Here is a 25,274-nt window from a genome sequence, read left to right on the forward strand (position 1 = left end):
GACTTGAGGCGACTGTTATGAAAAGCGTAATTCGTCATTAGGATTGCGTAAGGGTTTTAGATTTAAATGGGTGGTTTATTTACGCCGTGCTGTATTAGTGTGTGAATGACGTTCGCCATTGTTCAAATTGACATAGGTAGAGTTTCACTGAGTCTACACATAGTCAGATGAAATATTTTCGCCAAGTTTATTATCTTGGGATTACAACCTAGAGTTGCTATATCATGTCGCCTTGATTACTTATTAAACCCAGAGAACCGTACCCTTTATTACCACCGTATATGAATTACCCCCCTTAATCCCCCCTTTACAAGGGGGGAAACCGGAAAATCTTGTTCCCTCCCCTTTGCAAGGGGAGGCTTAGGGTCGGGTAAAAACCAGATTTGTCGCGGACATGATATTACTCTGTTCAACTCAAAGATGGAAAAAACACCAGGAAGATAACTTGAGTCTTACTATGGATTTAAATTCTTTGTTCAATCTCAATACATTTATTGAATTATTACTGGGGATTAGTTTGAGTGCGGCGGCTGGCTTCAGGGTATTTGTACCACTGCTAGCATTGAGTGTGGCTTCAGTTTTTGGACATTTAGATTTGCCGACAAACTTTGATTGGGTGGAAACACCTCAAGCTGTAATTGTTTTTGCAGTCGCTTGTTCGCTAGAAATTATCGGTTATTACATTCCTTGGTTGGATCATCTGCTGGATATTGTTGCCACACCTGCGGCATTTATCGCCGGGACAATCGTCACAGCATCCGTTGCTCCAGAGATGAATCCACTGGTGCAATGGACGTTAGCTTTAGTTGCTGGTGGTGGAACCGCAGGATTAACTCAGGGATTAACGAATATATTGCGGATAAGTTCTACAGGGGTTTCAGGTGGATTAACCAATCCTGTTGTGTCAACCATTGAGTTGGTCATGGCAATCGGACTGTCTGTGCTGGCGATAGCTTTCCCAGTGGTAGCAGGAATGAGCGTGATTGGTTTTCTAATAATCGCTATTCAAAGAATCTGGAATTTCTTCTTCAATAAACCGTCTTCTCAAACTAACGAAACCGTTTCTCCATCCAGAGAATTGGGATAAGTAGTTATGGATTGCTTTTATAGCTGCGATCGCAATTATAAAGCGATCGCAGTCTTCGGATGTATTAGCGCGAAAGCGTAGCGCACCCTTTGATACTCGTGAATGAGCCTTTGAACTCCGTCGATGAACCTCAAAGCTTTGTGAATAAACCTCAAAGCTTCGTGAATGAACCTCAGAGTTTCGTGAATGAACCTCAGAGTTTCGTGAATGAACCTCAGAGCTTCGTGAATGAACCTCAGAGCTTCGTCGATGAACCTCAGAGCTTCGTGAATGAACCTCAGAGCTTTGTGAATGAACCTCAGAGCTTTGTGAATGAGTCTTTGATACTCGTGAATGAGTGAATGTTATTGCGAGGTTAGCGATGTCTACGACGGGAGTAGCTGCGGCACTCCGCTAATTTAAACATCACAGCCGTTTTTATGGACATAAACACCCTAATCCAGTCTCTAATGTTTAGTTGCGATATACTACCTTAGTAAATATCGCTACAGAGTTGATGAGGTTTGCAGATGACAAACGAAGAACTGTTGCAAATTATTAAAAAAGCTGCCCACGAAAAGGCAACAGAGCTATCCCTCTCTAACAATCAACTCAGCAGCCTGCCGCCAGAAATCAGCCAACTCTCCAGCCTGACTGAGCTATCCCTCTCTAACAATCAACTCAGCAGCCTGCCGCCAGAAATCAGCCAACTCTCCAGCCTGACTGAGCTATCCCTCTCTAACAATCAACTCAGCAGCCTGCCGCCAGAAATCAGCCAACTCTCCAGCCTGACATGGCTATTCCTCTCTAACAATCAATTCAGCAGCCTGCCGCCAGAAATCAGCCAACTCTCCAGCCTGACATGGCTATTCCTCGATAACAATCCATTAACCTCGCCACCACCTGAAATTGTCGAGCAGGGAACACAAGCGGTTTTAACCTATCTTCGAGAAAGGTTAGAAGGTAGTCAACGGCAGTGGGTTTCTAAGCTGCTAGTCGTCGGTGAAGGAGGTGTGGGTAAAACATCCTTATTAAGAGCATTGCGTGGTGAAGAGTTCGACACCCAAGAATCCACCACCCACGGTATTGAAATTAAATCCCTGGAATTAACCCATCCCACGCAAGCTGTCACCATGCAGCTGAACACCTGGGACTTTGGCGGACAGGAAATCTATCACGCTACCCATCAATTCTTTCTCACCAACCGCTCTCTATTTTTACTCGCCTGGAATGCCCGACTGGGATTTGAGCAAGGTAAACTGTATTACTGGCTGGATACTATCAAAGCCTTAGCCCCGGAATCTCCAATTTTACTCGTCGCCACCCACATCGATGAGCGAGATGCAGACCTTCCCCTAACTGAGTTACGCCGCAAATACCCTCAGATTATCGAACACTGTAAAATTAGCTCTAAAAGCAGCAATGGCATTGAAGAACTTCGGCAGGCAGTTGCAGAATCAGCCGCCAAGTTACCCCTAATGGGTGAAATCTGGCCTACTACTTGGCTAAATGCTGCCAATGCCATCCGCACCCAGCCAAAAAAACAAATCACACCGCAACAATTGTGGGACATCATGGCTGAGTCCCAAGTTAGTGAAAGTCAGGAAGTGCTAGCGCGATGGCTGCATGAATTAGGTGAAATTCTCTACTTCCAAGACAACGAAGAACTTAACGATACCGTTATCCTCAAGCCACAGTGGGTAACTGAATATATCAGCAAAGTTTTGGAAAGCAAAGATGTAATCAAGCGTTCTGGCATTTTCACCCGTCAGGAAATGGATCGACTTTGGTGCGACTTAGAGCGATCAATGCGCGACCACTTTTTGCACCTCATGGAGCGTTTTGACCTTTCCTACCGCACTCAAGAAAATCGGGATCTCAGTCTGGTTGTGGAACGTTTGCCCTTCGACCCGCCTAATTATGAACAGAAATGGCAGCAAATAAAACAAACAAGTGAGTGCAATGAAATTTCGATGAAATTTCAACTCAATACTATTCCTGCGGGTATTCCCACTTGGTTTATTGCGCGTCAACACCGCTTCACAACTGGCATCCATTGGCGTAACGGTGTCTTATTTGCTTATGAACAGGAACATTTAGCATTAGTGGAAGCTGTTAAAAGCGATCGCTATATTAAATTAACAGTGCGAGGCCCTAACCCTCTGAATTTCTTTGTTCTGCTTCGAGATGGCATGGAAGTTACTCTCGCCAGGTTTCCCGGATTAGACATTCAACGCACAATTCCATGTCTTGGTCATAATGGTCAACCATGCACTCACGAATTTGACTATAAACAACTATCGCAACGCTGGGAAAAAAAGAAAGGAACAATTGAATGCCCAGAAGCTATGGAAGATGTATCAGTGCCAGAACTCTTATATGGCTTAAACTGGAATACTCAAAATGCAGTCCTAGAACGCATTTACCAGTTAGAAAAAACAGTTGTTGACACAGTTGTGGATGGACAAACAGTAATTCTCAATGAATTCAAAAATCTCCTAGAACTGACGCAACGGGGATTTACCAATACATTCCGCCGCGAACAAGCAAAAATTGATTCTCACTGTCCCAACGTCTTTATCCTGCGTCCACATGGCGGTAAAGCTTGGCAAAAGAATCTAACTGGACAGAAATTAGATTTACAACTCTATTGCCAAGCACCGGGTTGTTGGCATCCCACCCAAGAAGGCGGTTTATATGAAATAAATGAACCTGCCAAATGGTTGAGAGTAACTGCACCTTATATTGGTAACTTATTCAAAGTCTTAAAATATGCCGCACCGATAATTGGCCCTTGGCTGGGTATCGTAGATCCCAAAGAATATGAAACGTTATTCAAAAATGACTTAGAACTATTTAAAGAAGTAGCAGCAAAATTACCCGAACTCAAAGAATCTGAAGATTTAGAATTAGCAGACAAAATTGCTATAGGTGAAGATTTAGATCCAGAACGGGCTGATGGTGCGGCTTTACGTGCATTACGTCAACTGTTAGAAGAAAAAGATCCACAGCAACATTGGGGTGGATTAAAGAACGTCTTAACTCCAGAGGGACATTACCTGTGGCTATGCGAACACCACGCATCAGAGTATAAACGCTAACTATTTTAAAATTAAGATTGCGCTCTTGAATTGTAGAAACACAATTCATCAACTATTCAAGCAGTAGCAATGGTTTTGAGAGCATTTAAATAGCTCCATAGACATAAGAAGCGTCTAAAACAATTACTTAGCATTCCAACATATACTAGTAACGTATATTTGACTAGAATTAAGGTATTATAGCGATTATTATTTGGATACCATAAGCGGTAGGGGTTTACAGAAGTGCGCCTCTACAACTGACACGCCAGTTTAGCTATAAATTAATATCTACCGTTTTACGGGTATTAGAAAAATGAAGTTTACAGACTGGGTGACTAGGGTACTACTAATCTGGCTGATGTTTGCCACTCTAATAGTAGTGCTGCTAATTGGACGAGCAACAAAATTACACAACAATCCGACAATATCCCGTGCATCCAATCCACAGATTACAGCTTTCAGTAAATATCCCCAGGCACAATTTCAATCAGCGAAAGAGCCAGAGAAGAAATTTCAAAATGTTATCAAGTCCCCAGTCAAGGTTAACCAGCCTGTAGCAAGATATATAACCACTCAAGCTTTTGCACGCTACAGACCTAGTTATCAAGTTGCTTCAGTCGATCCAAGTAACTATGGTGAACGTTACACCCAAGATGTTAATGGCATTCTTGTCAGCAACCAACCAATTATCGTCATCCATGAAACTGGTTATTCAGCTTCCAGCGCCATTAATTTCTTTCAAGTATCCCATAGCGATGAAGGTGTGCAAGCAAGTTACCACGCCTTAATCAAGTTAGACGGAACAGTGGTTTATCTAGTACCCCCAGAAAAACGGGCTTTTGGTGCAGCTAACTCTGTGTTTGATGGTTCGCAGGGAGTGGAAACTGTGCAGACTAATCCGACTTTACCCGCGTCTGTGAATAATTTTGCTTATCACGTTTCTTTGGAAACACCGCCAGATAGTTATGACAGTAGCAGTCAACAAACCCATAGCGGCTATAGGGAGGCTCAATATCATTCTCTAGCTTGGTTAATTGCTCAAAGTCAAGTCCCAGACGATCGCATCACTACCCACCATCTCGTAGACCGTTCTGGTAAAAAAGTTGACCCAATAAATTTTGATGGGAATAAATTTCTGAGCTTACTTAATACTTATCGTCAGGTTAGACCTATTTATAGAGTAAATAAATAATTTGTTCGTAAGGTGCGTTACGCTACGCGATAACACACCCGACAAAATTTATGGAACTAAGCTATTTGCTAAAGCTATAGATTTGCTGTTTTTCTAAGCGATCGCTAATCGATGAAGGCAGTGTACCATGCGGGAATGTCTGACGATCTAGTTGCACTTGTAAATTACTCAAGGGATCGCAACCAGAAGAAATTAGAAATTCTAGTTTTTGGATGTATGGCAAGCTTGCGAGGTTATCCAGAATTTGGAAGATAGCGTATATATAAGGATGACCACTTTGTTGATACCAATCAGAGCTAGCAACTTTTGGTTGATCGAAACCCAAGTGTACTGTTAAAGATGGCTCGTCAAATATAGCGATCGCTAACGGACGCGCTTCTTCCTGCAACAATAGATCGTTACTTCTCGCTAAATGTCGCAGTTTCTCTAAGCGTTCATAACGTTCTGTCACCGCTTCCGGGTCATCTTGCCAATGGATTGCTACTGTCACCAGATAAGTCTGTAACAGCATGTGACCCAGCTTTTTCGCCTTTGTCGCTAGGTAATAAGAATTGTAGTCGTTTGCCTCAATTAACAATGGCACGCGATCGATTACTTCCAACCCATAGCCCTTAACTCCAGCAATTTTACGGGGATTATTGGTAATCAAACGAATCTTTTTGATGCCCAAATCCATGAGCATTTGTGCGCCCATCCCGTAGTCTCGCAAGTCAGCAGGAAATCCCAAACGCTCATTTGCTTCCACTGTATCCAGTCCCATATCCTGCAATGAGTAGGCTTTTAGCTTGTTAATCAAGCCGATTCCTCTTCCTTCTTGACGCAGGTATACAACTACACCTTGACCCGCCGCCTCAATCATTTTCAGTGCGGCTTGTAACTGCATTCGACAGTCGCAGCGCAAAGATCCCAAAGCATCACCAGTTAAGCATTCTGAGTGCATCCGTACCATTACTGGCTCATCTTTGAAGTTCGCAGGATCACCCTTGACAATTGCAACGTGTTCTGTGTTGTCTAGGGTATGGCGGTAGGCGTAAATTTCAAACTGCCCGAATTGGCTAGGCAGTTTGGTAATTACCTCACGATACACCAGGCGATCGTGCTGGAGGCGATAGCTGATTAAATCCGCAATACTAATTATTTTTAAATTATGACGTTTGGCATACTCAAATAACTGCTGCAACCGCGCCATTGAACCATCGGGGTTTTGAATTTCACAAATTACTCCGGCTGGATATAGCCCTGCTAGTCGAGATAAGTCTACAGCTGCTTCCGTATGCCCTGCGCGTTTGAGTACGCCTCCAGCTTTCGCCCGAATTGGGAAAATATGACCGGGACGACGTAAATCGGTAGGTTTTGTAGCTGGATTGAGAGTAACCTGGATAGTGCGGGCGCGGTCTTCTGCTGAGATACCAGTCGTGACACCCAATTCTGGGCCAGCATCAATGCTGACAGTGAAGGCAGTTTGGTTAGTATCTGTAATATTGCTTACCATCAAAGGTAAGTCTAGCTCGTCTAAGCGATCGCCTGTCATTGCCAAACAAATCAGCCCTCTAGCTTCCACCGCCATGAAATTAATCGTGTCGGGTGTAGCAAATTGGGCAGCACAAATTAAGTCGCCTTCATTTTCTCTATTTTCATCATCTACCACTACAATTACACGACCAGCTTTTAGGTCTGCTAAAGCGGCATCAATCGAATCAAATTTAAAAGCTTGGGTAGTATTAGGCTGTGACACAGAAAGATTCCAGCTACCAACGTAAATTTTTTTTACAATTTCTTATTTTAGATTGTAGCTCCTTTATAAGGCAGAGAAGTAGACTAGCAATGATTTGATAACGTGGTAAAAATTTCTGCCCTTAAAATCAGGGTTTGATAATAAATTACAGCGACATTCTGGGTTGAGAGCAAGGGAAGGAGAGTAAGATTTAAAGCTTATTTCTTAAAAGGAGAGAGGAATGGAAGCGAGGTCAGAGTATATTTCATCCAAATGAGATGCACTATATTTTATAATTTCTCCGCATCCTCTTCCTTCTCATCCAAAAAAAGTAGAGGGGCAATAGAAGTTTTGTACGCTGTGAGTCTAGTCGCTGATATTGTTGATAGCTGAGAACGAATTAACTATTCATGGGATAAGGATTTCAGATCATGGGCAAATTAAGACGCGTACCCGTTGGGATTGTTGGCGCGTCGGGCTATGGCGGAGTGCAGTTAGTACGGCTACTGATGGATCATCCAGAAGTCGAACTGGTTTATTTAGGCGGTGAGAGTAGTATCGGGAAATCCTTCGGGGATTTGTACCCGCATCTGGCTCATGCAACTAACCTGCTAATAGAAGCGGTAGAACCAGAAATAATTGCTCATCGCTGTGAAGTAGTTTTCCTGTCTTTACCAAATGGTCTGGCTTGCCAAATCGCGCCCAAACTATTAGAAAAAGGATGTATTGTACTAGATTTGAGTGCAGATTATCGGTTTCGTGATTTGACAACTTATACAAATTGGTATGGAATTGAGAGAAGCGATCGCACCATTGCAGCGACAGCAGTTTATGGATTACCAGAACTTTACCGCGATCGCATTTCTGAAGCTCAACTCATTGGCTGTCCTGGTTCTTATCCCACTGCAAGTCTCCTTGCACTTTCGCCACTCTTAAAGCAAGGCTTAATCTTACCAGAAACAGCTATTATTGATGCCAAGGCTGGTACATCTAGCAGTGGACGGCAACCTCAAACCAACTTATTACTAGCTGAAGCAGATAATTCCATTGCAGCTTTCAATATCGGCCGTCACCGTCACACCCCAGAAATTGAGCAAATTTGCAGTGACTTAGCTGGTCACGAACTCATGATTCAATTTACACCGCACCTTGTACCAATGGTACGCGGGATTTTGGCAACGGTATATGCCACACTGAGCGATCCCGGTCTAGTGCGAGAAGACTTAACCACAATTTTCTCAGCCTTCTACCGCAACTCTCCTTGGGTAAAAGTCTGCGGTAGCGGCATTTACCCCCAAACTAAGTGGGCTAATGGCAGCAATATTTGTTATATCGGTGTAGAAGTTGACCCGCGCACAGGTCGTGTGATTGTCATGTCGGCAATTGACAATCTAATTAAAGGGCAGGCGGGCCAAGCGATTCAGTGTATGAACTTAATGATGGACTGGGATGAAACTTTGGGGTTGCCCAAGTTGGGATTTTATCCTTAATTGGGAATTGGGAATTGGGCATGAAGAAGAGACAAGGTAGACAAGGAAGAGGGGGGAGACAAGAGAGAGACTTATTCAATAATTTCCCCCAGTCCCCAATCCCCAATCTCCAGTCCCCAGTCCCTACTTCGGCCCTAAACCTACAGCACCAGCATAAACGGCGCGATCGCCTAGTTCATCTTCAATTCGCAGTAAGCGATTATATTTTGCTACGCGTTCGCTGCGACACAGGGAACCTGTTTTGATTTGACCGGCACGAGTTGCTACAGCTAAATCAGCGATCGTTGTGTCTTCGGTTTCACCAGAACGATGGCTAATTACTGAACGGATGCTGTTGCGAGTTGCCAAATCAATCGTTTCTAAGGTTTCGGTGAGAGAACCAATTTGATTGAGTTTAATCAAAATCGCATTAGCGGCTTTTTCCTGGATGCCTCTTTGCAAGCGCGTAACGTTGGTAACAAATAAATCATCCCCTACCAATTGCACCCGCGAACCTAACTTTTGGGTGATCAATTGCCAACTTTGCCAGTCTTCTTCGTGCAAGCCATCCTCAATTGACACAATTGGATATTGATCAACAAGTTGTCCTAAATAATCAATAAATTCAGCCGGGGCGTGAGGTTTACCATCGTAAACATACTGACCATTCTTGTAAAATTCGCTAGCCGCCACATCTAAAGCTAAAGCTACTTGTTCACCTGGCTTGTAACCAGCTTTTTTAATAGCAGCAACTAGCAATTCCAAAGCTACTTGGTTAGATTCTAGGTTCGGGGCAAAACCGCCTTCATCGCCCACACCAGTGAGCAAACCCTTCTCATCTAATACTTGACTGAGGGTAGCAAACACCTCTGCACCCCAACGCAATGCTTCCCGGAAGGAAGTTGCGCCAATTGGGACAATCATAAACTCTTGAAAATCCACGTTGTTTGAGGCGTGTGCGCCACCGTTAATCACGTTCATCAACGGCACTGGGAGCAAATTCGCTAAAGGGCCACCCAAATAGCGATATAGGGGAATATCTAGAGATTCAGCGCCAGCTTTAGCTGCTGCTAGAGAAACGCCCAAAATCGCATTCGCCCCCAAACTGGATTTGTTGGGAGAACCATCTATGGCGATCATTGTCCGGTCTAGCAGTTCTTGGTTAAGGGCATCCAAGCCTAGTAATTTTGGCGCAAGTGCTTCTTTGACGTTTTGTACTGCCTTGAGTACGCCTTTGCCCCCATAACGGCTTTTATCGCCATCACGCAGTTCGTGGGCTTCAAAAGAGCCAGTGGAAGCACCACTGGGAACCTGTGCTAGTCCGACAACACCGTTGGCTAAATGCACTTCGGCTTCAATTGTCGGTCTACCGCGTGAATCAAGAATTTCACGGGCTGCGATCGCTTCAATTGCAGTATCTAGAAATTTACTCATCTGTTCTTTATCCTTTATTCGAGTCTGTTACGCATCCAGTCAAGTTGCCTAACCCAATCGCTAGCTTATGCTGTTAAGAGACTTTATTGGCTGAGATTAAAGAAGATTTCCATTGTATGGATAGGGATCAAGCCAAAAATGGGTAAGGGAATGTTTATTTAATTCTTTGCCTGATGGCATTTCTACCTGAAGACTTTCAGCTAGGTAAAATATTGGCAGAGAGTGAGACTAAATCAATTACACAGAAAAGGTCAATATGCGATTACTACATACAATGTTGCGAGTGGGCAACCTGGAAGAATCCTTAAAGTTCTACTGTGAACTTCTGGGAATGAAATTACTACGCCAAAAAGATTATCCAGGGGGAGAATTTACCTTAGCTTTTGTGGGCTATGGTGACGAAAGCGACAATGCGGTAATTGAATTAACCTACAACTGGGGGGTGGAAAAGTACGAATTGGGTAATGCTTACGGTCACATTGCCCTTGGGGTTGATGATATTTACGCTACCTGTGAAGAAATCCGCAATCAAGGCGGTAAAATAGTGCGCGAACCAGGGCCGATGAAACATGGTTCGACAGTAATTGCTTTTGTAGAAGATCCAGATGGGTATAAAATTGAACTGATTCAACTGGGATCTCAAGGTTCAGCAGCTAAACAAGAATCACAAGAGCAACTTGTGAGTCAGTAATTCTTATAATTAAGAATATGTAGCGCTTCTCAGTTGAAGGCAATAAAACTGTAGGAAAATACCCACTGATGTCTTGAAAAGTTAAACCAGATGCGGGTAAATTGATTTTCCCGCAGACCGGTGTCTCGTGCGTCTGCTTAACAGAGTGCGAGACTTTTCGCTTTTTGCATACCCTTTTTAAGCGGGTTAGGGGATCTGCTTTGCGTAAATCCTATCAACTAAGAGTATAAGCGTAGCCCGTCATAGACCTCACTCCAATAACACAATCCAGCAAAGTCCGTTCAGAACAGTATTTTAGTTTTAAATTAGAAAATAGGTAATAGGTTAAATTATCACAAAATTACCAATCCTAAATTGCCACTGGAGATACACGCGGATATACGCTAAGAATGTTTGGATAATTAGGGACTGGGGACTGGTGATTAGGGACTAGGGACTGGGGACTGGGGACTAGGGACTAGGGAGAATAATCCATACCCAATCCCCAATACCCAATCCCCAATACCCAATCCCCAATACCCAAGCCCCAATCCCCAATCCCTAAACTAAAAATCAAAAGTCTAAAATTCTAAAGATGCAACCTACAGATCCAAATAAATTTACTGATAAAGCCTGGGAAGCAATTGTTAAATCTCAGGATATTGTTCGCGCTTATCAACAACAGCAACTGGATGTTGAACATTTAATTATTGCCCTGTTAGAAGAACCTACGAGTTTAGCAATACGTATATTGGCTCGATCTGAGGTCGATCCAATCCGCTTTCAACAGCAGCTAGAAGCCTTTACCCAACGTCAGCCGAAAGTTGGTAAAAGCGATCAGCTTTACCTTAGCCGCAGTTTAGATGTTTTACTAGACCGAGCCGAGGAAGCTAGAGTCAGGATGAAAGATTCCTACATTTCCGTGGAACACATACTTTTAGCCTTTGCTGAAGACGATCGCCTTGGACGAAAGATCCTCAAAGGCTTTAGTGCGGATGCAGCCAAACTAGAAGCTACTATCAAAGCCGTTCGCGGTAGCCAAAAGGTAACAGATCAAACGCCAGAATCCCGTTATGAAGCTTTACAAAAATTTGGTAGAGATTTGACAGAACAGGCAAAAGCTGGAAAACTCGATCCAGTAATTGGACGGGATGAGGAAATTCGGCGGGTAATTCAAGTATTGTCTCGTCGTAGCAAAAATAACCCTGTATTGATTGGTGAACCTGGGGTAGGTAAAACTGCGATCGCCGAAGCTTTAGCACAGCGAATGGTAAACGGTGATGTTCCCGAATCTCTGAAAAACCGCCAACTCATCTCTTTAGACATCGGTAGTTTAATCGCTGGGGCAAAATTGCGAGGAGAATTTGAAGAACGTCTGAAAGCTGTCCTCAAAGAAGTTATGGACTCTAACGGCCAAATTGTCCTGTTTATCGACGAACTACATACCGTAGTCGGTACAGGTTCCAGCCAACAAGGGGCAATGGATGCCGGAAATCTGCTCAAACCAATGCTGGCGAGGGGAGAACTGCGTTGTATTGGTGCGACTACCCTCGACGAATTCCGCAAACACATTGAGAAAGATGCTGCTTTAGAACGCCGCTTTCAGCAAGTATTTGTCGATCAGCCAACTGTGGAAAATACTATTTCCATTCTGCGGGGGTTGAAAGAACGCTATGAAGTGCATCATAATGTCAAAATTTCTGATTCGGCTTTGGTAGCAGCAGCAACCCTGTCAGCGCGTTATATTAGCGATCGCTTCTTACCAGATAAAGCCATTGATTTGGTAGATGAAGCAGCAGCACAGTTGAAAATGGAGATTACCTCCAAACCAGCCGAATTGGAAACCATCGATCGCCGCCTCATGCAGTTAGAAATGGAAAAGCTGTCATTAGCTGGCGAAGAAAAGGGTACTCCCCAAACTAAAGAACGTTTGCAGCGAATTGAGCAAGAAATCGCCAATTTGACCGAAAAACAGCAAATATTTAACGAGCAATGGCAAGGTGAAAAGCAGATATTGGAGGCGATAAGCGCCTTAAAGAAAGAAGAAGATGCGCTGCGAGTGCAAATTGAACAGGCGGAACGTGCTTATGACTTAAATAAAGCTGCCCAATTGAAATATGGCAAATTGGAGGGAGTACAGCACGAACGCGAAGCCAAAGAAGCCAGCCTTTTAGAAATTCAAAACCAAGGTTCCACGTTACTGCGAGAACAAGTTACTGAAGCTGATATTGCCGAAATCGTCGCCAAGTGGACAGGAATTCCCGTTAATCGCTTGTTGGAATCGGAACGGCAAAAATTACTGCAACTAGAAAGTCATTTGCATCAACGAGTCATTGGGCAAGAAGAGGCTGTAGAAGCGGTAGCAGCCGCCATTCGCCGCGCCCGTGCGGGGATGAAAGATCCCTCGCGTCCCATTGGTTCATTTTTGTTCATGGGCCCCACAGGAGTGGGTAAAACCGAACTCGCCCGTGCTTTAGCTCAGTTTCTCTTTGATTCTGATGATGCCTTGGTGCGCTTGGATATGTCTGAGTATATGGAAAAACACTCAGTTTCTCGGTTAGTGGGAGCGCCTCCAGGATACGTAGGCTATGAAGAAGGCGGTCAGCTTTCCGAGGCGATTCGCCGCCGTCCTTACTCAGTGGTGCTGCTGGATGAAGTGGAAAAGGCGCACCCCGATGTGTTCAATATTTTGTTGCAGGTTTTAGATGATGGGAGAATTACTGACTCTCAAGGGAGAACAGTTGATTTTCGTAACAGCGTTATTGTCATGACCAGTAACATAGGTAGCGAACACATTTTAGATGTGTCTGGTGATGATTCTCAGTATGAAACGATGCGGAAGCGGGTAATGGAAGGTTTGCGATCGCATTTCCGCCCGGAATTTCTCAACCGCGTTGATGATATTATTCTCTTCCATACCTTAAATCGCACGGAAATGCGGCATATCATCCGTATTCAACTAAAGCGAGTAGAAAATCTCCTACGCGAGCAAAAAATCTTCTTTGAGATTTCCCAATCAGCCTGCGATCACCTTGTCGAATCAGGCTATGACCCAGTTTATGGTGCGCGTCCACTCAAACGCGCAATTCAGCGAGAAGTAGAAAACCCGCTCGCCACCAAGTTATTGGAAAATACTTTTATCTCTGGAGACACGATTATCATTGACAAAAATGAAAATGGTCTGTCTTTTAGTAAAAAAGTGCTGGTGAAGGTGTCAGTACCACAGATTGCTACATAGTCGGAGAAGGCGATTATAATTCGCGGTTACACAGATAAAACCCACCTCCGTGGGTTTATTTTTTTATTCTCACTGTGCGATCGCAGAAGCGGTAAAATGAGAAAGCGATCGCTTTTCAAAAATGGCTTAGAATAATGTTTATTTCAGGGCTAACTTTTAAAGACATTAAATCACCGTCTAATACCAATTATCTTTAACAAACCTATCCAAGCTTGAGTTAATTTCTCCCATCCAAATTTTTGCAGCACACTGGCAATAAATTGGTTGTTCTGAGACTTGGACTGCCCTATCACAAAATCAGGGTTGATTGTAATAGCTTTATTGATGCTGGCAAATCCTTCTTTACGATGACCTAATTTTGCTAATGTAACGCCCCGATAATACCAAGCTTCATGATAATCAGGTTTAAATTTCAGTGCTTGGTCGTAGGATGCGATCGCTTCTTCATTGCGTCCTAAATTAAATAGTGCATTGCCCCGATTGTTCCAAGTTGGGTGATAATCAGGTTTAAATTTCAGTGCTTGGTCGTAGGATGCGATCGCTTCTTCATAGCGTCCTAAATTACATAGCGCATCGCCTCGATTGCTCCAAGCTTCGTGTAAATCAGGTTTAATTTTCAGTACTTGGTTGTAGGATGCGATCGCTTCTTCATTGCGTCCTAATTCTTTTAGCACATTGCCCCGATTGTTCCAAACTCCGTATTCATCAGGTTTAAATTTCAGTGCTTGGTCGTAGGATGCGATCGCGGGTTCAAATTCATCAGCAGAATGTAACAACTTGCCCAGTTCATATAGTAAACTAGCCTTTCGACTTTTTATTTGATGTTTTTCTGCCAACAACTCTTGAATTTCTAACACTTTCTCTATCTTTTTTTCTGGACTAAGTGTCAAATATTCTTCATAGTCTCCTTCTAACAATAGACGATTTGATTCTTGTTCTACAATTTCTGGTGTTGTTGGTAATTCAAACACGCCAGAACGCCAATCAAAAAAATCTGGGGCGCGGTGAATAAAATAGTTTATCGAAAATGAACGCAAAAGAAAAACAAAGCTAAGGGGAAAGTCATCTCTAAAGCGTTCTCGCTGTTGATTTAAGTGATTTAAAATGTGCGGAACACTGGTTAAATTGCTAAATTGCCCTTCTGTAATTTTCCCAAAACTTCTTTTTTCGTACTTGTATAAAGAATATTCCAGACCTTTAATCAATAAAATATCAATTTGCTTGTCTTTAACAAACTCTGCGACTGGTTGATATAAATTATCAATCGAATCAACCAAGCGCAAAACTTCAATTTTCTTCTGCGGAATCTCCTGGGGAAGTTTGACAATAAACTTGTCTGCTTCCCCAGGTGTACATTGGACAAAAAACAAACCAAATCCTGATTTCCGCTTCAGTGCGCGAAGCAAGTCTTGATAAGCTTCTTCTGGTTCTGGGGGTAAATCATCATCCCAATCGCTCAAATTTGGGTTCATGAAAGTTTCGCTACGGCTTCTTTAAATTCTGGAATTCCTTGAATCAATGGATGAATATCATACCAACGCTGCATTTCTCCATCATCATCCAAATAGCGGTATTCTAAAAGACAGCGATTATACATCAAACTCCGATACAAGTCATCATTAATAATGCGCTTAGAACAAGACACTTCCGCTAACAGACACCATTGATGATTTTCCACAGCGCGGCGATAAGTATCTCTGGCTTGAGTAATTGCTCGTCGCACCGCCTTTTCTGAAACAGGTAAATCTTCAGAACGTCCAATGGCATCTTGAGTTAACAATAGCAAATTCCTCACGTGACCTCCACTCATTAAACAAAGTCTGTCTAAGGTTTGGGGACTGTCGAAAATTTCTGTTTCTAGTAATAGTTCGGGTGCAATTTGCCGGATTCGCTTGTTAATTACTTCTTTAACTTTCTTGAGTCCTGGCTGGTAAACGTCTCCTTTGAGAGTGTTTACCATAATCATCGGCAAAATTTGGGGGTCGCCGTAGGTCTGTGTGAGGTCTGTTGCCCTTATAGAATAGAGCATTGAAATGGGGACTGTGTAAATTAAATGGCAATCTAAAGCTTTGAGTTGTCCGCTACGGTCTAAAAAGACTTCTTCATAGTTAGTGCGATCTCCGTCTTTGACTAATACCATCCGGTCTAAATTATCGACAATTACTGCCAGTTGAGTTTTACCCGTAGGTAAGTTCTTTTTTGCATCCGCTAGAAACTCATTTAACACCTCAATTAAAGTGACAGTGTAAGGATCAATTTTTTGGCGAATCTTCTGACGTAATTCAGGAACAGCCCTTAAATTTGCGGTCAAATTGGCGAATTGAGCAACTTGGGCTTCTACTTCCAGACTCTCAAACTCTAGGGGAGTCAGCGCCAAATCTTTTAAATCTTCCCAACGATCTTTTAACCAGTCAAGTATAGGACGAGGACTAGCAATTCCTTTTAAATCTTTGAGCAAACGGCGGGTACAAGCGAGGAGGATATCTGTATATTGGGCATCTTCAGAATCGATATCTTCTTCATCAGCCGCAAAATACACAACATAAAATTCCCGATTTTCTAAATATTTCTTTAATCTGAGTAATTCTGTAGACTTCCCCGCACCCCGATGGCCAGAATACAATTGACAAGTATTTGTATCTGCTAATCGCATCCGATTTCCCAACTCTTGTTCAATATCCGCATCTCCCCGCACATCTTGACAATCTACATATTTCGGATCGCCTGCGGGTAAGGGTTCAAAGGGATTAAAGGCATTATAGAGTTTTGCGAGTAAGTCAGTACTATTAACCATAGGTAAAAAATATTGCAATGTTGCTCATAATAATGGAGATTATAGAGAATTAAGGTGCTGGGTAAAAGAAGAAATTAGGAAAATGCAAAATACAGCACCAGTATTCTTTCGGTCATCGGGTCTAGGTGCTGTTATTTTCACGAGTTTTGCGGGAATCCTGTAGTTGTATACCCACCAAATTTAGTCAGTCCATCAGATTAGGTAGGCAGTATTTATGCAACTTATCACTTCGTTAGATATTAGAAATTCGGAATATTTATCAAAAAATCGGCTCATCAGTTATCACCACCAGTTGCGTCTAATTTTTTCGCTGGGTAATCAGGTAAAAAATGTTCTGGAAATTGGGATTTTTAATTCTCTGTTAACAGACATCTTGAAGAACAATGGATACAACGTCACTACTGCTGATGTCGATCCCAACCTGAAGCCAGAAATAATTTTGGATTTGACCACAGATTTTACATTACCGAAAGATAAATTTGATGCCATTGTCCTGTTTCAAGTGCTGGAACACTTTCCTTACAAACAGTCAGAAGAAGCGCTGAAAAAACTCGCAGAAGCAACAAAGAAATTTTTGGTGATTTCGATTCCTTATTGCACTCAATACTTGTCATTTCAGATCAAAACCTCTTTCTCAGGTAGGCCAAGGCATTTATTATTCAATATGCCCAAATTCTGGAGTACAACGCCAGTATGTGACGAGCATTACTGGGAAATGGGTTTGAAAGGATATCCCAAAGAGCGGATTTTAAATTCTGTTGCTAACGCTGGGTTAACTGTGAAGCAAGAATTTATCGATCCTACTTATCCGTATCACTATTTTTTGGTCCTGGAAAAAACTAACAATACTTAGGCGAATGTCTAAACTAGGCTAATTAACCTGCGGTGAAAATAGGGAGTAGGGAAATCCGAATCAGAAAATGGGGGCAAACAACGCTCAAAAAAGGTGCGATCGCCCAAGCTATGCTTTTAAAATCCTAATTGGTATCATGCTCTCCTGTGTTCTCCGGGTTTATCCTGGAAAGCGGAGGGATAGGCTGTATTAGCCGCTATCATCATTTCAGATACTAACATCGAAATTTACCAACTATGCTAGAACAAGGCACTATCAGTATTCATACTGAGAATATTTTCCCGATCATTAAGAAGTCGCTTTACTCAGATCACCAAATCTTCTTGCGGGAACTAGTATCCAACGCTGTAGACGCTATTCAAAAGCTGAAAATGGTATCCCGCGCCGGAGATTATGCTGGAGAAATCGGCGAACCGGAAATTGAACTTGCCATTGACAAAGATAACAAAACCCTATCCATCTCCGATAATGGTATCGGGATGACCGCAGATGAAGTTAAGAAATATATCAATCAGGTTGCCTTCTCTAGTGCTGAAGAATTTATTCATAAATATGAAGGCAAATCAGATCAACCCATAATTGGCCACTTTGGTCTTGGTTTCTACTCTTCCTTTATGGTGGCGCAAAAGGTAGAAATTGATACCCTTTCCTATCAAGAAGGGGCGCAGGCAGTTCACTGGACTTGCGATGGTTCGCCAGCTTTCACTTTAGAAGATTCGTCGCGAACAACTCGCGGCACTACTATTACTCTCAGCCTCCAAGGAGAAGAGGAAGAATTTCTAGAGTCAGCACGGATTAAGAATCTTGTCAAGACTTATTGCGATTTCTTGCCAGTACCAATTAAACTTGATGGCGAAGTAGTAAATAAGCAAAAAGCACCGTGGCGAGACTCTCCGAGTAATCTCAGTCAAGAAGATTATTTAGAGTTTTACCGCTATCTGTATCCTTTTCAGGAAGAACCTTTGTTGTGGGTGCATCTAAATACAGACTATCCCTTTATCATCAACGGGATTTTGTATTTCCCCAAAATGAGGCCGGATGTAGATGTTACCAAAGGGCAGATCAAGCTATTTTGCAATCAAGTTTTTGTTAGCGACAACTGCGAAGAAATTATCCCGCAATTTTTGATGCCGATGCGGGGTGTGATTGATAGTACGGATATTCCTCTGAACGTATCGCGCAGTGCCTTGCAAGGCGATCGCACCGTGAAGCGAATTGGTGACTACATCGCAAAAAAAGTAGGCGATCGCCTCAAAGAACTTTTCCGCGACAACCGCGAACAATATATCAGTGCTTGGAAGGATCTCGGCACCTTTGTAAAATTCGGCGTTCTCAACGACGATAAATTCAAAAAACAAATCGAAGATATCATCGTTTTCCGTAGCACCGCCAAGCTGACAGAAAAAGTTGCGGCTGAAACTCCAGTCGTGGAAGTCCAGTCTTCAGACGGGGATGCTTGGCAAGATGTGACTCCTTCACCCAGTGCTGAGAACTCAACACCCACCGCTCCTTACACCACACTGAAAGAGTATCTAGAACGCAACAAAGAACGCAACGAAAACCGGGTTTTCTACAGCACCGATGAAACAACCCAATCTACATACATAGAACTGCACAAAAATCAAGGCTTGGAAGTCCTATTTATGGACTCCTTCATCGACACCCACTTTATCAACTTCCTAGAGCGGGAATATCAGGATGTCAAGTTTACGCGGGTAGACTCAGATTTAGATAATACTCTGCTGGAACAAGATAAAGATAAGGAAATTGTCGATCCGAAGACAAACAAAACTCGGAGTGAGACGATTAAAGAGTTATTTGAGAAATCTCTCAACAAACCCAAACTCAACATCCGTACCGAAGCATTGAAATCAGACGATCCTCAAGGTACACCACCTGCGATCGTGCTTTTACCAGAGATTCTCCGCCGTATGCGGGAAATGAACGCCATGATGCAACAGGGGACAGCAGAGTTTCCCGAAGATCACATTTTGCTGGTGAATACTGCTCACCCGCTAATTCAAAATCTGGCAAATCTGAACCAAGGTAGTATTATCCAAGGTGACGGTCAATCGTCTACTGATCAGTTAGTGAACTTGATTTGCCAACACGTCTATGATTTAGCGCTCATGTCTCAGAAAGGATTCGACGCTGAGGGAATGAAATCTTTCGTCGAGCGATCGAATGAGGTACTTACCAAGCTGACGGAACAAGCTGGTAAATAGGGGGAATGGGGAATAGGGCATTGGGCATTGGGCATGGTTTTTTCTTGTCTTTCCCTGCTCCCTGCCTCTTCCCCATCTCCTCTCTCCACTTCTGTTGTCTTAGACATAGAATGGAAAGGCTGTATTAAAATATAAATCTGGAGATAGTTGCTATGTCTCGTCGCTGTGAACTAACTGGTAAGAAGGCAAATAATGCCTTTGCTGTTTCCCACTCCCACCGCCGCACAAAACGCCTTCAGCACGCCAATCTACAAAACAAGCGTGTTTGGTGGGCAGGCGGAAATCGCTGGGTAAAATTAAAGCTTTCTACTAAAGCAATTAAAACCCTAGAAATTAAAGGGTTAGACGCAATGGCAAAAGAAGCTGGCATTAACCTGAATCATTACTAAGTAGTCTGGATTTGATAACCTGAGACTATGTACGGGAGACAGGATAAGCGGCTTTGGCCGCTGTTCATCCTGGTTCCCTACCAAAACATGACTTAAATTATGCAGATCAGTACCCAAAATTAATTACGAATTACGAATTATTCTATTTGCTTTTGTACCCAAAGACGAAAAGCTTTAAGCGTTGAGTTTCTACCTGCTGTTGTACTTTGCTTGAGATATTGGGGAATCGCCTCAACTAGTTTAAATTGAGGAAAATTTAGGCTTTGCTGAGACTCTACATAATGCCCATCTCGCAGAACATGAATTTGGAGGTTTCTTTTATTAAAACGCCAAAGCTCAGGTACTTTTAAAGCTTCATAAATATTAGGATGAGTGCGAGAAGTGATATCAATTTCTAGAGCTAAATCTGGAGGAGGGTCTACTTCTAAATCTAGTCGCTTCTTACCGCGAATCTTAAATTCATTTTTGATATAGAAACACTGATCGGGTTCTATACCTTGAGCCATTGCTTGATTTTTGAAAGTGGTAGAACCAAGACTGATGAACTCAGTATTTAACTCTTCCAGAAGGGCTTTGACTAAATCGCCAATAATTTCTTTGTCATATTCATGTTCTGGTAGTGGGGCCATAATTTCTAGTATTCCCCTGTCATAAGCAATTCGTGCTGCACGATGTTCCCCTAAATCTTCTAGAATTGTTTCCAATTCCTGCCAGGTTACATCTCGCAATAGCACTCTTTGTCCTGGTGGAACATGGATGCGCTTTAATTCCAACAACATCATCTCCACTCCCAGTAGCTTATACCTAAATTTAGCTTACTTTACTTGATGTAATGCGATACGGTTCAGTTAAGGCTAAAACCTTTTGTGAAATCAATTTTTTTAACGTTCGCGGAGCGTGCCGGAGGCATTACCACAGAGGCGCAGAGAACACAGAGAGAAGGAAAAAATGCTTAACTAAACTGTATTGTGATATAATACGCTGCGACAATTTTTGCTACGACATCACTACAGTTAAAAAAAAACCTCTGGGGATTCCAGAGGTTTTGGTTCCTGATTTAGTTTCTACTGGTTACTACAATTTGTCCTGAGTCGTTTCCCGATAAAGAAGCAAATTATTTTATTTGACTAGAGACGCGATAAATCGCGTCTCTAGTTAGGGCTTACGATCGCAATTTGTGATTAATTCTTCGTCTGAGGTGGCGAACCAGGAATCGTTACATCAATTGGTGTCACCTTTGTTGCTAGCTGTGTCAATGGTGGTTGAATGGTGGTTTGATTCCCTACGACTAGAGTCACGATCTTTTCTGGCTTCAGGTATTCTCGCGCTACCCGTTGCACATCAGCAGCTGTAGTGGCGGCGACGGCTTTTTGATAGCGAAAGAGAAAATCAGCCGGATAGCCATAATATTCGTATCGCATCAACCGTGATAAGGTTTGGCTGGGATCTTGAAAGTTGAATACAAAAGAGTTGAGTGTAGATTCTTTCGCAAAAGCCAGTTCTTTTGCTGTCACTCTTTGAGTTTGGGTACGCTTGATTTCAGCTTGTAAGGCTTTGACAAACTGCACAGTAGCATCCGATCGCGTTTGTCCACCAGCAATAAACATCCCAGGATAATCGTAGCGGGGACTCCACTGGCCGTATACAGAGTATGCTATACCTTGGCGCGATCGCACTTCATTAAATAAGCGTCCGCCAAATCCATTTAATACCCCATTTAATACATCCAGCGCAGCATAATCGGGACTGTCGAACCGTCCGCCTAAATGACCGATAAGCACGCTACTTTGGGTTAGTTGTGGCTGATTGACAAAAAAGACTCCACCTGTATTAGCTGGCGAAACGTCTGGTAATTTGGGTTTACCAATACCTGGGTTACGGTTCCAGTCGCCAAACTTAGCTTGAACGAGCGATCGCATTTTCTTGGAGTCAAAATCTCCCACAATCCCCAAAATTATATTATTGGGGTGGAAATATTGCTGATAAAAATTGAGCAAATCCTCACGCTCAACTCGATCCACCGTTGCATACTCTATGGTGCGAGCATAAGGACTATCTTTCCCATAGATCAATTTCTTAAATTCTCGACTAGCAATCCCATATGGATTGTCATTACGACGGGCAATGCCACCTTTGGCTTGTGTCTTAGCCAAGTCTAACTTTTCTTGAGCAAATGCTGGCGATCGCAGCACCTCGGCAAACAGCCCAAACACTGTTTCTAAATCTTCACTCAATGCATCAAAGCTAGCACCACCAGAACCTTCATTAATACTAGCTTCAACAGATGCCGCTCGTTGTTCCAACATCTCATTGAGTTCATCAGCCGAATGCTGCTTAGTTCCCCCAGATCGCATCACCTCGCCTGTAAAACCAGCTAAACCAACTTTCTCCATTGGTTCCAAGCGATTTCCTGTCCGTACAAACGCCGTCCCATTCACCAACGGCAATTCGTGATCCTCCATCAAATAGACAACCAAGCCATTTTGGAGAACAAACCGCTCATATTTAGGTATCTTAATCTCAGGTAGCGCTGGTAGCTGCAACTCAGTATAATGCTTCGCCTCAGTCGTCGCCGCCAAAGAAAAATTACAAGTTAAAAGCAAACACGCAAAAACAGCAACCAAAGCATAAATTAACCCCTTCCCATTCTTGATTTTCAACCCCATCCGCCTTTTCCCCTTCACCTTGTACCTCTGCATATCTCTCTTCCTCTGCGCCCTCAGCGCCTCTGCGGTTCGTTTCTCTTAACCTTCTTTCGACAACAACTTCCCAATCGTGCGATTTTCCGGCGTAAACGTCTCCTTCGCCACTCGTCCAATATCAGCCGTCGTTACCGCCGAAATATCATCCAACTGCTTAAACAAATTCCGCCAAGAGCCAGTTTTCACCTCATATTCCAGCAATTGTTGAGCCATCCCCATATTTGAATCGAGGGTACGCAACAAACCCGCCCGTGCTTGGGTTTTCACCCTTTCCAAATCAACCGCCGCTACAGGCTCAGTTTTTAATTTGTCAATCTCTTGGCGCAAAGCCACCGCCACTTCATCAACTGTATGTCCAGGAGCCGTGAGAGCATAGAAAAATATCAAGTTTGGGTACTTATCTCCAGGAAATCCACTGTAACCTTGAGCATTTAACGCCAAACGCTGTTTTTCTACCAAAGACTTATACAAGCGCGATGTGCGCCCATCACTTAATAAACTGCCAATGATTTCATAGACTGCATTATCTGGATGAGTAATTGCCGGACGATGATAACCTTCTAAATACCAAGGTTGAGAAGGTAGTTGTACAGTAACTTCCCGTGTTTGTTTTTGTGATGGTTCTACCGGGATTTGTTCAACAGCTTTGGTTTTTGCTTTATAGCGGCCAAAATAAGTTTGCGCTAGTTTTTTCACCTCAGCCGGGTTCACATCTCCGACAATTGCGATCGCTAAATTACTTGGTACATAGTGAGTATCAAAAAAATTCTGGACATCATCTGGTGTCAGATTGCGGATATCTTGGTCATAACCAATCACCGGACGCTTGTAAGGATGGACTTTATAAGCAGTATCGATAAACTTTTCCACCATTTGCCCAATGGGAGAATTTTCTACCCGCATCCGTCGTTCTTCTAAAATTACATCTTTCTCTTTATAAAACTCACGACGAATTACCGGATCGAGAAATCGTTCCGACTCCAACGACATCCAAAGTTCCAGCTTATTGGCAGGAAAACTATAAAAATAACGGGTAGCTTCAGTTGAAGTATTGGCATTTAAACCCACACCTCCCGCTTGTTCGACAATTTGCCCCAATTCGTTTTGCTTGACAAGCTTACCTGCTTGTGATTCTACTTGCTTAAATTCAGCTTCTAACCGTGCAACTTCATCTTTTTTGCCGCCGGCTTTCGCTGTTTTAATTTGAGTATCTAACTGCTGCAATTTCTCTAGCAGAGGTTTTTCTGCTTTGTAGTCTTGTGTGCCAATGCGCGTTGTACCTTTGAATGCCAAATGTTCCAGAAAGTGAGCTACACCAGTTTTACCATCTGACTCATCCACACCACCCACATTTGCATAAGTAAGAAAAGAAACTACAGGCGCTTGATGTCGTTCCAAGACAAGGAATTTTAGACCATTATCGAGGCGAAACTCCGTTAACTGTTTAATGACTCGATCCAGATAAGGTTGGATCGAACTTTGAACTGGTGGAGTTTGAGTTTTGGCTTGTTGAGGAGGTGCTGTTTGAGTTTGAGCCAGAGCAATTTCTGGTAGTAATCCCCACCAGAAAACTATCAAAGCCAACAAAGTGACAAACAACCGCCGTAATAAATCCAAAATTGACCGACCGATCTGGTTCATAAGCAAAAATTAGGATAAAGTTACACTACCTGAGAAACAGGATACTTAGCAAAAGGACGTTAATGTTGTATTAAGCTTGTTGAGCTTTTTTACTTGACGTTAGACAATAATGCTACAAATCGTGTTCCGCAAATATTACCAAAACTTTTATGCGAGTTTTTAATTCTTCCCCACCCTCAGAGGCTCAGACGCGCACCCGGATTTTACAGGCTGCACAACGGTTGTTTGCCTCTCAAGGATTTGACGGCACTACAACCCGTGATTTAGCGCAGGCGGCAGGTGTAGCTGAAGGCACGTTATTTCGTCATTTTCCCAATAAAAAAGCAATTTTAGTAGAAGTAGCCACAAGTGGCTGGGTAGAAATTTTAACCGATTTGCTGACAGAATTAAGTGAAATGGGCAGCTATAAAGCCGTAGCTCAGGTGATGCGTCGCCGGATGTGGAACTTTCAAAAAAATGCCGATTTGATGCGCGTTTGTTTTATGGAGGTGCAATTTCACCCCGATTTACGCGATCGCATTCAATTAGAAGTGATTACCAAAATGACTGATGTAGGCGAAGCATTTTTTCAAACAGCGATGCATAAAGGTATTTATCGCCAAGGGGACGCGAAGCTAGTTGCAAAAGTTTTCTTGGGAATGTTTGCGATCGCAGGTTTTTCTAACAACACCCTCATCGAACCTGACGCTTCCCCCCAACAAATGCAAGAAATGGCCGAAGGACTCGCTGATATCTTCCTCAATGGTGTTTTAGCTAAGGATTAGTCATTAGTCATTAGTCATTTGTCATTCGTCATTAGTTATT

General features: G+C 42.9%; 17 protein-coding genes. 10 read left to right on the forward strand and 7 right to left on the reverse strand.

The genetic code is table 11. The features are described 5' to 3' along the window. Nucleotides 1–457: 457 nt before the first annotated feature. From V7K42_RS16200 to V7K42_RS16210, 3 genes are all read left to right on the forward strand, one after another. On the forward strand, nt 458–1,087 hold the full coding sequence (locus tag V7K42_RS16200; protein WP_334917766.1) for a DUF4126 domain-containing protein: 630 nt from the start codon (nt 458–460) through the stop codon (nt 1,085–1,087). A 509-nt stretch (nt 1,088–1,596) separates the two neighbouring features. Continuing rightward, nucleotides 1,597–4,167 carry a COR domain-containing protein gene (locus V7K42_RS16205; protein ID WP_334917768.1) on the forward strand — a complete coding sequence of 857 codons (2,571 nt, stop codon included), beginning with the start codon at nt 1,597–1,599 and terminating at the stop codon, nt 4,165–4,167. Nucleotides 4,168–4,462: 295 nt separating this feature from the next. Continuing rightward, a complete protein-coding gene (locus V7K42_RS16210) occupies nt 4,463–5,341 on the forward strand; it encodes a peptidoglycan recognition family protein (protein WP_334917770.1) in 879 nt (292 codons plus the stop codon). A gap of 61 nt (nt 5,342–5,402) precedes the next feature. Here V7K42_RS16210 and ribBA read toward each other — a convergent pair whose 3' ends face one another. After that, complete coding sequence (ribBA, locus tag V7K42_RS16215) at nt 5,403–7,076, reverse strand: bifunctional 3,4-dihydroxy-2-butanone-4-phosphate synthase/GTP cyclohydrolase II (RefSeq protein WP_334917772.1); 1,674 nt, start codon at nt 7,074–7,076, stop codon at nt 5,403–5,405. Between the two features lie 410 nt (nt 7,077–7,486). Between ribBA and argC the strand changes: the two genes are divergently transcribed. Beyond that, nucleotides 7,487–8,545 (forward strand): N-acetyl-gamma-glutamyl-phosphate reductase, encoded by a 1,059-nt coding sequence (gene argC, locus V7K42_RS16220; protein WP_334917774.1) that lies wholly within the window; start codon nt 7,487–7,489, stop codon nt 8,543–8,545. 123 nt (nt 8,546–8,668) lie between these two features. Here argC and eno read toward each other — a convergent pair whose 3' ends face one another. Next, nucleotides 8,669–9,958 carry a phosphopyruvate hydratase gene (gene eno, locus V7K42_RS16225; RefSeq protein ID WP_334917776.1) on the reverse strand — a complete coding sequence of 430 codons (1,290 nt, stop codon included), beginning with the start codon at nt 9,956–9,958 and terminating at the stop codon, nt 8,669–8,671. A gap of 256 nt (nt 9,959–10,214) precedes the next feature. Here eno and gloA point away from each other — a divergent pair, with 256 nt between their 5' ends. Then, nucleotides 10,215–10,649 (forward strand): lactoylglutathione lyase, encoded by a 435-nt coding sequence (gloA, locus tag V7K42_RS16230; RefSeq protein ID WP_334917777.1) that lies wholly within the window; start codon nt 10,215–10,217, stop codon nt 10,647–10,649. 574 nt (nt 10,650–11,223) lie between these two features. Continuing rightward, nucleotides 11,224–13,866: an ATP-dependent chaperone ClpB gene (gene clpB, locus V7K42_RS16235; protein WP_334917779.1), complete on the forward strand. Its 2,643-nt coding sequence runs from the start codon at nt 11,224–11,226 to the stop codon at nt 13,864–13,866. Between the two features lie 170 nt (nt 13,867–14,036). On the opposite strand, the gene V7K42_RS16240 is transcribed toward clpB, so the two are convergent. Together V7K42_RS16240 and V7K42_RS16245 are read right to left on the reverse strand one after the other, a co-directional pair. Further along, nucleotides 14,037–15,338: a tetratricopeptide repeat protein gene (locus tag V7K42_RS16240; RefSeq protein WP_334917781.1), complete on the reverse strand. Its 1,302-nt coding sequence runs from the start codon at nt 15,336–15,338 to the stop codon at nt 14,037–14,039. Further along, nucleotides 15,335–16,660 (reverse strand): ATP-binding protein, encoded by a 1,326-nt coding sequence (locus V7K42_RS16245; RefSeq protein ID WP_334917783.1) that lies wholly within the window; start codon nt 16,658–16,660, stop codon nt 15,335–15,337. The genes V7K42_RS16240 and V7K42_RS16245 overlap by 4 nt, the downstream gene beginning before the upstream one ends. Nucleotides 16,661–16,874: 214 nt before the next feature. Between V7K42_RS16245 and V7K42_RS16250 the strand changes: the two genes are divergently transcribed. The 3 genes from V7K42_RS16250 (at nt 16,875) to rpmB (ending at nt 20,127) form a co-directional block, all read left to right on the forward strand. Beyond that, complete coding sequence (locus tag V7K42_RS16250; protein ID WP_334917785.1) at nt 16,875–17,513, forward strand: class I SAM-dependent methyltransferase; 639 nt, start codon at nt 16,875–16,877, stop codon at nt 17,511–17,513. A 236-nt stretch (nt 17,514–17,749) separates the two neighbouring features. Further along, entirely contained in the window at nt 17,750–19,738 is a 1,989-nt protein-coding gene (gene htpG, locus V7K42_RS16255) for a molecular chaperone HtpG (protein ID WP_334917787.1), read from the forward strand. Between the two features lie 152 nt (nt 19,739–19,890). Continuing rightward, complete coding sequence (rpmB, locus tag V7K42_RS16260) at nt 19,891–20,127, forward strand: 50S ribosomal protein L28 (RefSeq protein WP_334917789.1); 237 nt, start codon at nt 19,891–19,893, stop codon at nt 20,125–20,127. 137 nt (nt 20,128–20,264) lie between these two features. Here rpmB and V7K42_RS16265 read toward each other — a convergent pair whose 3' ends face one another. The 3 genes from V7K42_RS16265 to V7K42_RS16275 all read right to left on the reverse strand — a co-directional run bounded on the left by V7K42_RS16265 (nt 20,265) and on the right by V7K42_RS16275 (nt 24,470). Next, nucleotides 20,265–20,906, reverse strand: a complete 642-nt coding sequence (locus tag V7K42_RS16265; protein ID WP_334917869.1) for a Uma2 family endonuclease — start codon at nt 20,904–20,906, stop codon at nt 20,265–20,267. 402 nt (nt 20,907–21,308) lie between these two features. Continuing rightward, a complete protein-coding gene (locus tag V7K42_RS16270) occupies nt 21,309–22,793 on the reverse strand; it encodes a M16 family metallopeptidase (protein WP_334917791.1) in 1,485 nt (494 codons plus the stop codon). 78 nt (nt 22,794–22,871) lie between these two features. Continuing rightward, on the reverse strand, nt 22,872–24,470 hold the full coding sequence (locus V7K42_RS16275) for a M16 family metallopeptidase (protein ID WP_334917793.1): 1,599 nt from the start codon (nt 24,468–24,470) through the stop codon (nt 22,872–22,874). A gap of 149 nt (nt 24,471–24,619) precedes the next feature. Here V7K42_RS16275 and V7K42_RS16280 point away from each other — a divergent pair, with 149 nt between their 5' ends. Beyond that, the gene (locus tag V7K42_RS16280; protein ID WP_334917795.1) at nt 24,620–25,234 is read left to right on the forward strand and encodes a TetR/AcrR family transcriptional regulator; all 615 of its coding nucleotides are present in this window, start codon (nt 24,620–24,622) and stop codon (nt 25,232–25,234) included. Nucleotides 25,235–25,274: the final 40 nt, after the last annotated feature.

This window comes from Nostoc sp. (genome assembly GCF_036917455.1).
In the GTDB taxonomy this organism is placed as follows: domain Bacteria; phylum Cyanobacteriota; class Cyanobacteriia; order Cyanobacteriales; family Nostocaceae; genus Nostoc.

Coding starts and splice junctions, on each gene's coding strand:
- V7K42_RS16200 (WP_334917766.1), top strand. CDS start 458: ATGGATTTAAATTCTTTGTTCAATCTCAATACATTTATTGAATTATTA.
- V7K42_RS16205 (WP_334917768.1), top strand. CDS start 1,597: ATGACAAACGAAGAACTGTTGCAAATTATTAAAAAAGCTGCCCACGAA.
- V7K42_RS16210 (WP_334917770.1), top strand. CDS start 4,463: ATGAAGTTTACAGACTGGGTGACTAGGGTACTACTAATCTGGCTGATG.
- argC (WP_334917774.1), top strand. CDS start 7,487: ATGGGCAAATTAAGACGCGTACCCGTTGGGATTGTTGGCGCGTCGGGC.
- eno (WP_334917776.1), bottom strand. CDS start 9,958: ATGAGTAAATTTCTAGATACTGCAATTGAAGCGATCGCAGCCCGTGAA.
- gloA (WP_334917777.1), top strand. CDS start 10,215: ATGCGATTACTACATACAATGTTGCGAGTGGGCAACCTGGAAGAATCC.
- clpB (WP_334917779.1), top strand. CDS start 11,224: ATGCAACCTACAGATCCAAATAAATTTACTGATAAAGCCTGGGAAGCA.
- V7K42_RS16240 (WP_334917781.1), bottom strand. CDS start 15,338: ATGAACCCAAATTTGAGCGATTGGGATGATGATTTACCCCCAGAACCA.
- V7K42_RS16245 (WP_334917783.1), bottom strand. CDS start 16,660: ATGGTTAATAGTACTGACTTACTCGCAAAACTCTATAATGCCTTTAAT.
- V7K42_RS16250 (WP_334917785.1), top strand. CDS start 16,875: ATGCAACTTATCACTTCGTTAGATATTAGAAATTCGGAATATTTATCA.
- htpG (WP_334917787.1), top strand. CDS start 17,750: ATGCTAGAACAAGGCACTATCAGTATTCATACTGAGAATATTTTCCCG.
- rpmB (WP_334917789.1), top strand. CDS start 19,891: ATGTCTCGTCGCTGTGAACTAACTGGTAAGAAGGCAAATAATGCCTTT.
- V7K42_RS16265 (WP_334917869.1), bottom strand. CDS start 20,906: ATGTTGTTGGAATTAAAGCGCATCCATGTTCCACCAGGACAAAGAGTG.
- V7K42_RS16270 (WP_334917791.1), bottom strand. CDS start 22,793: ATGGGGTTGAAAATCAAGAATGGGAAGGGGTTAATTTATGCTTTGGTT.
- V7K42_RS16275 (WP_334917793.1), bottom strand. CDS start 24,470: ATGAACCAGATCGGTCGGTCAATTTTGGATTTATTACGGCGGTTGTTT.
- V7K42_RS16280 (WP_334917795.1), top strand. CDS start 24,620: ATGCGAGTTTTTAATTCTTCCCCACCCTCAGAGGCTCAGACGCGCACC.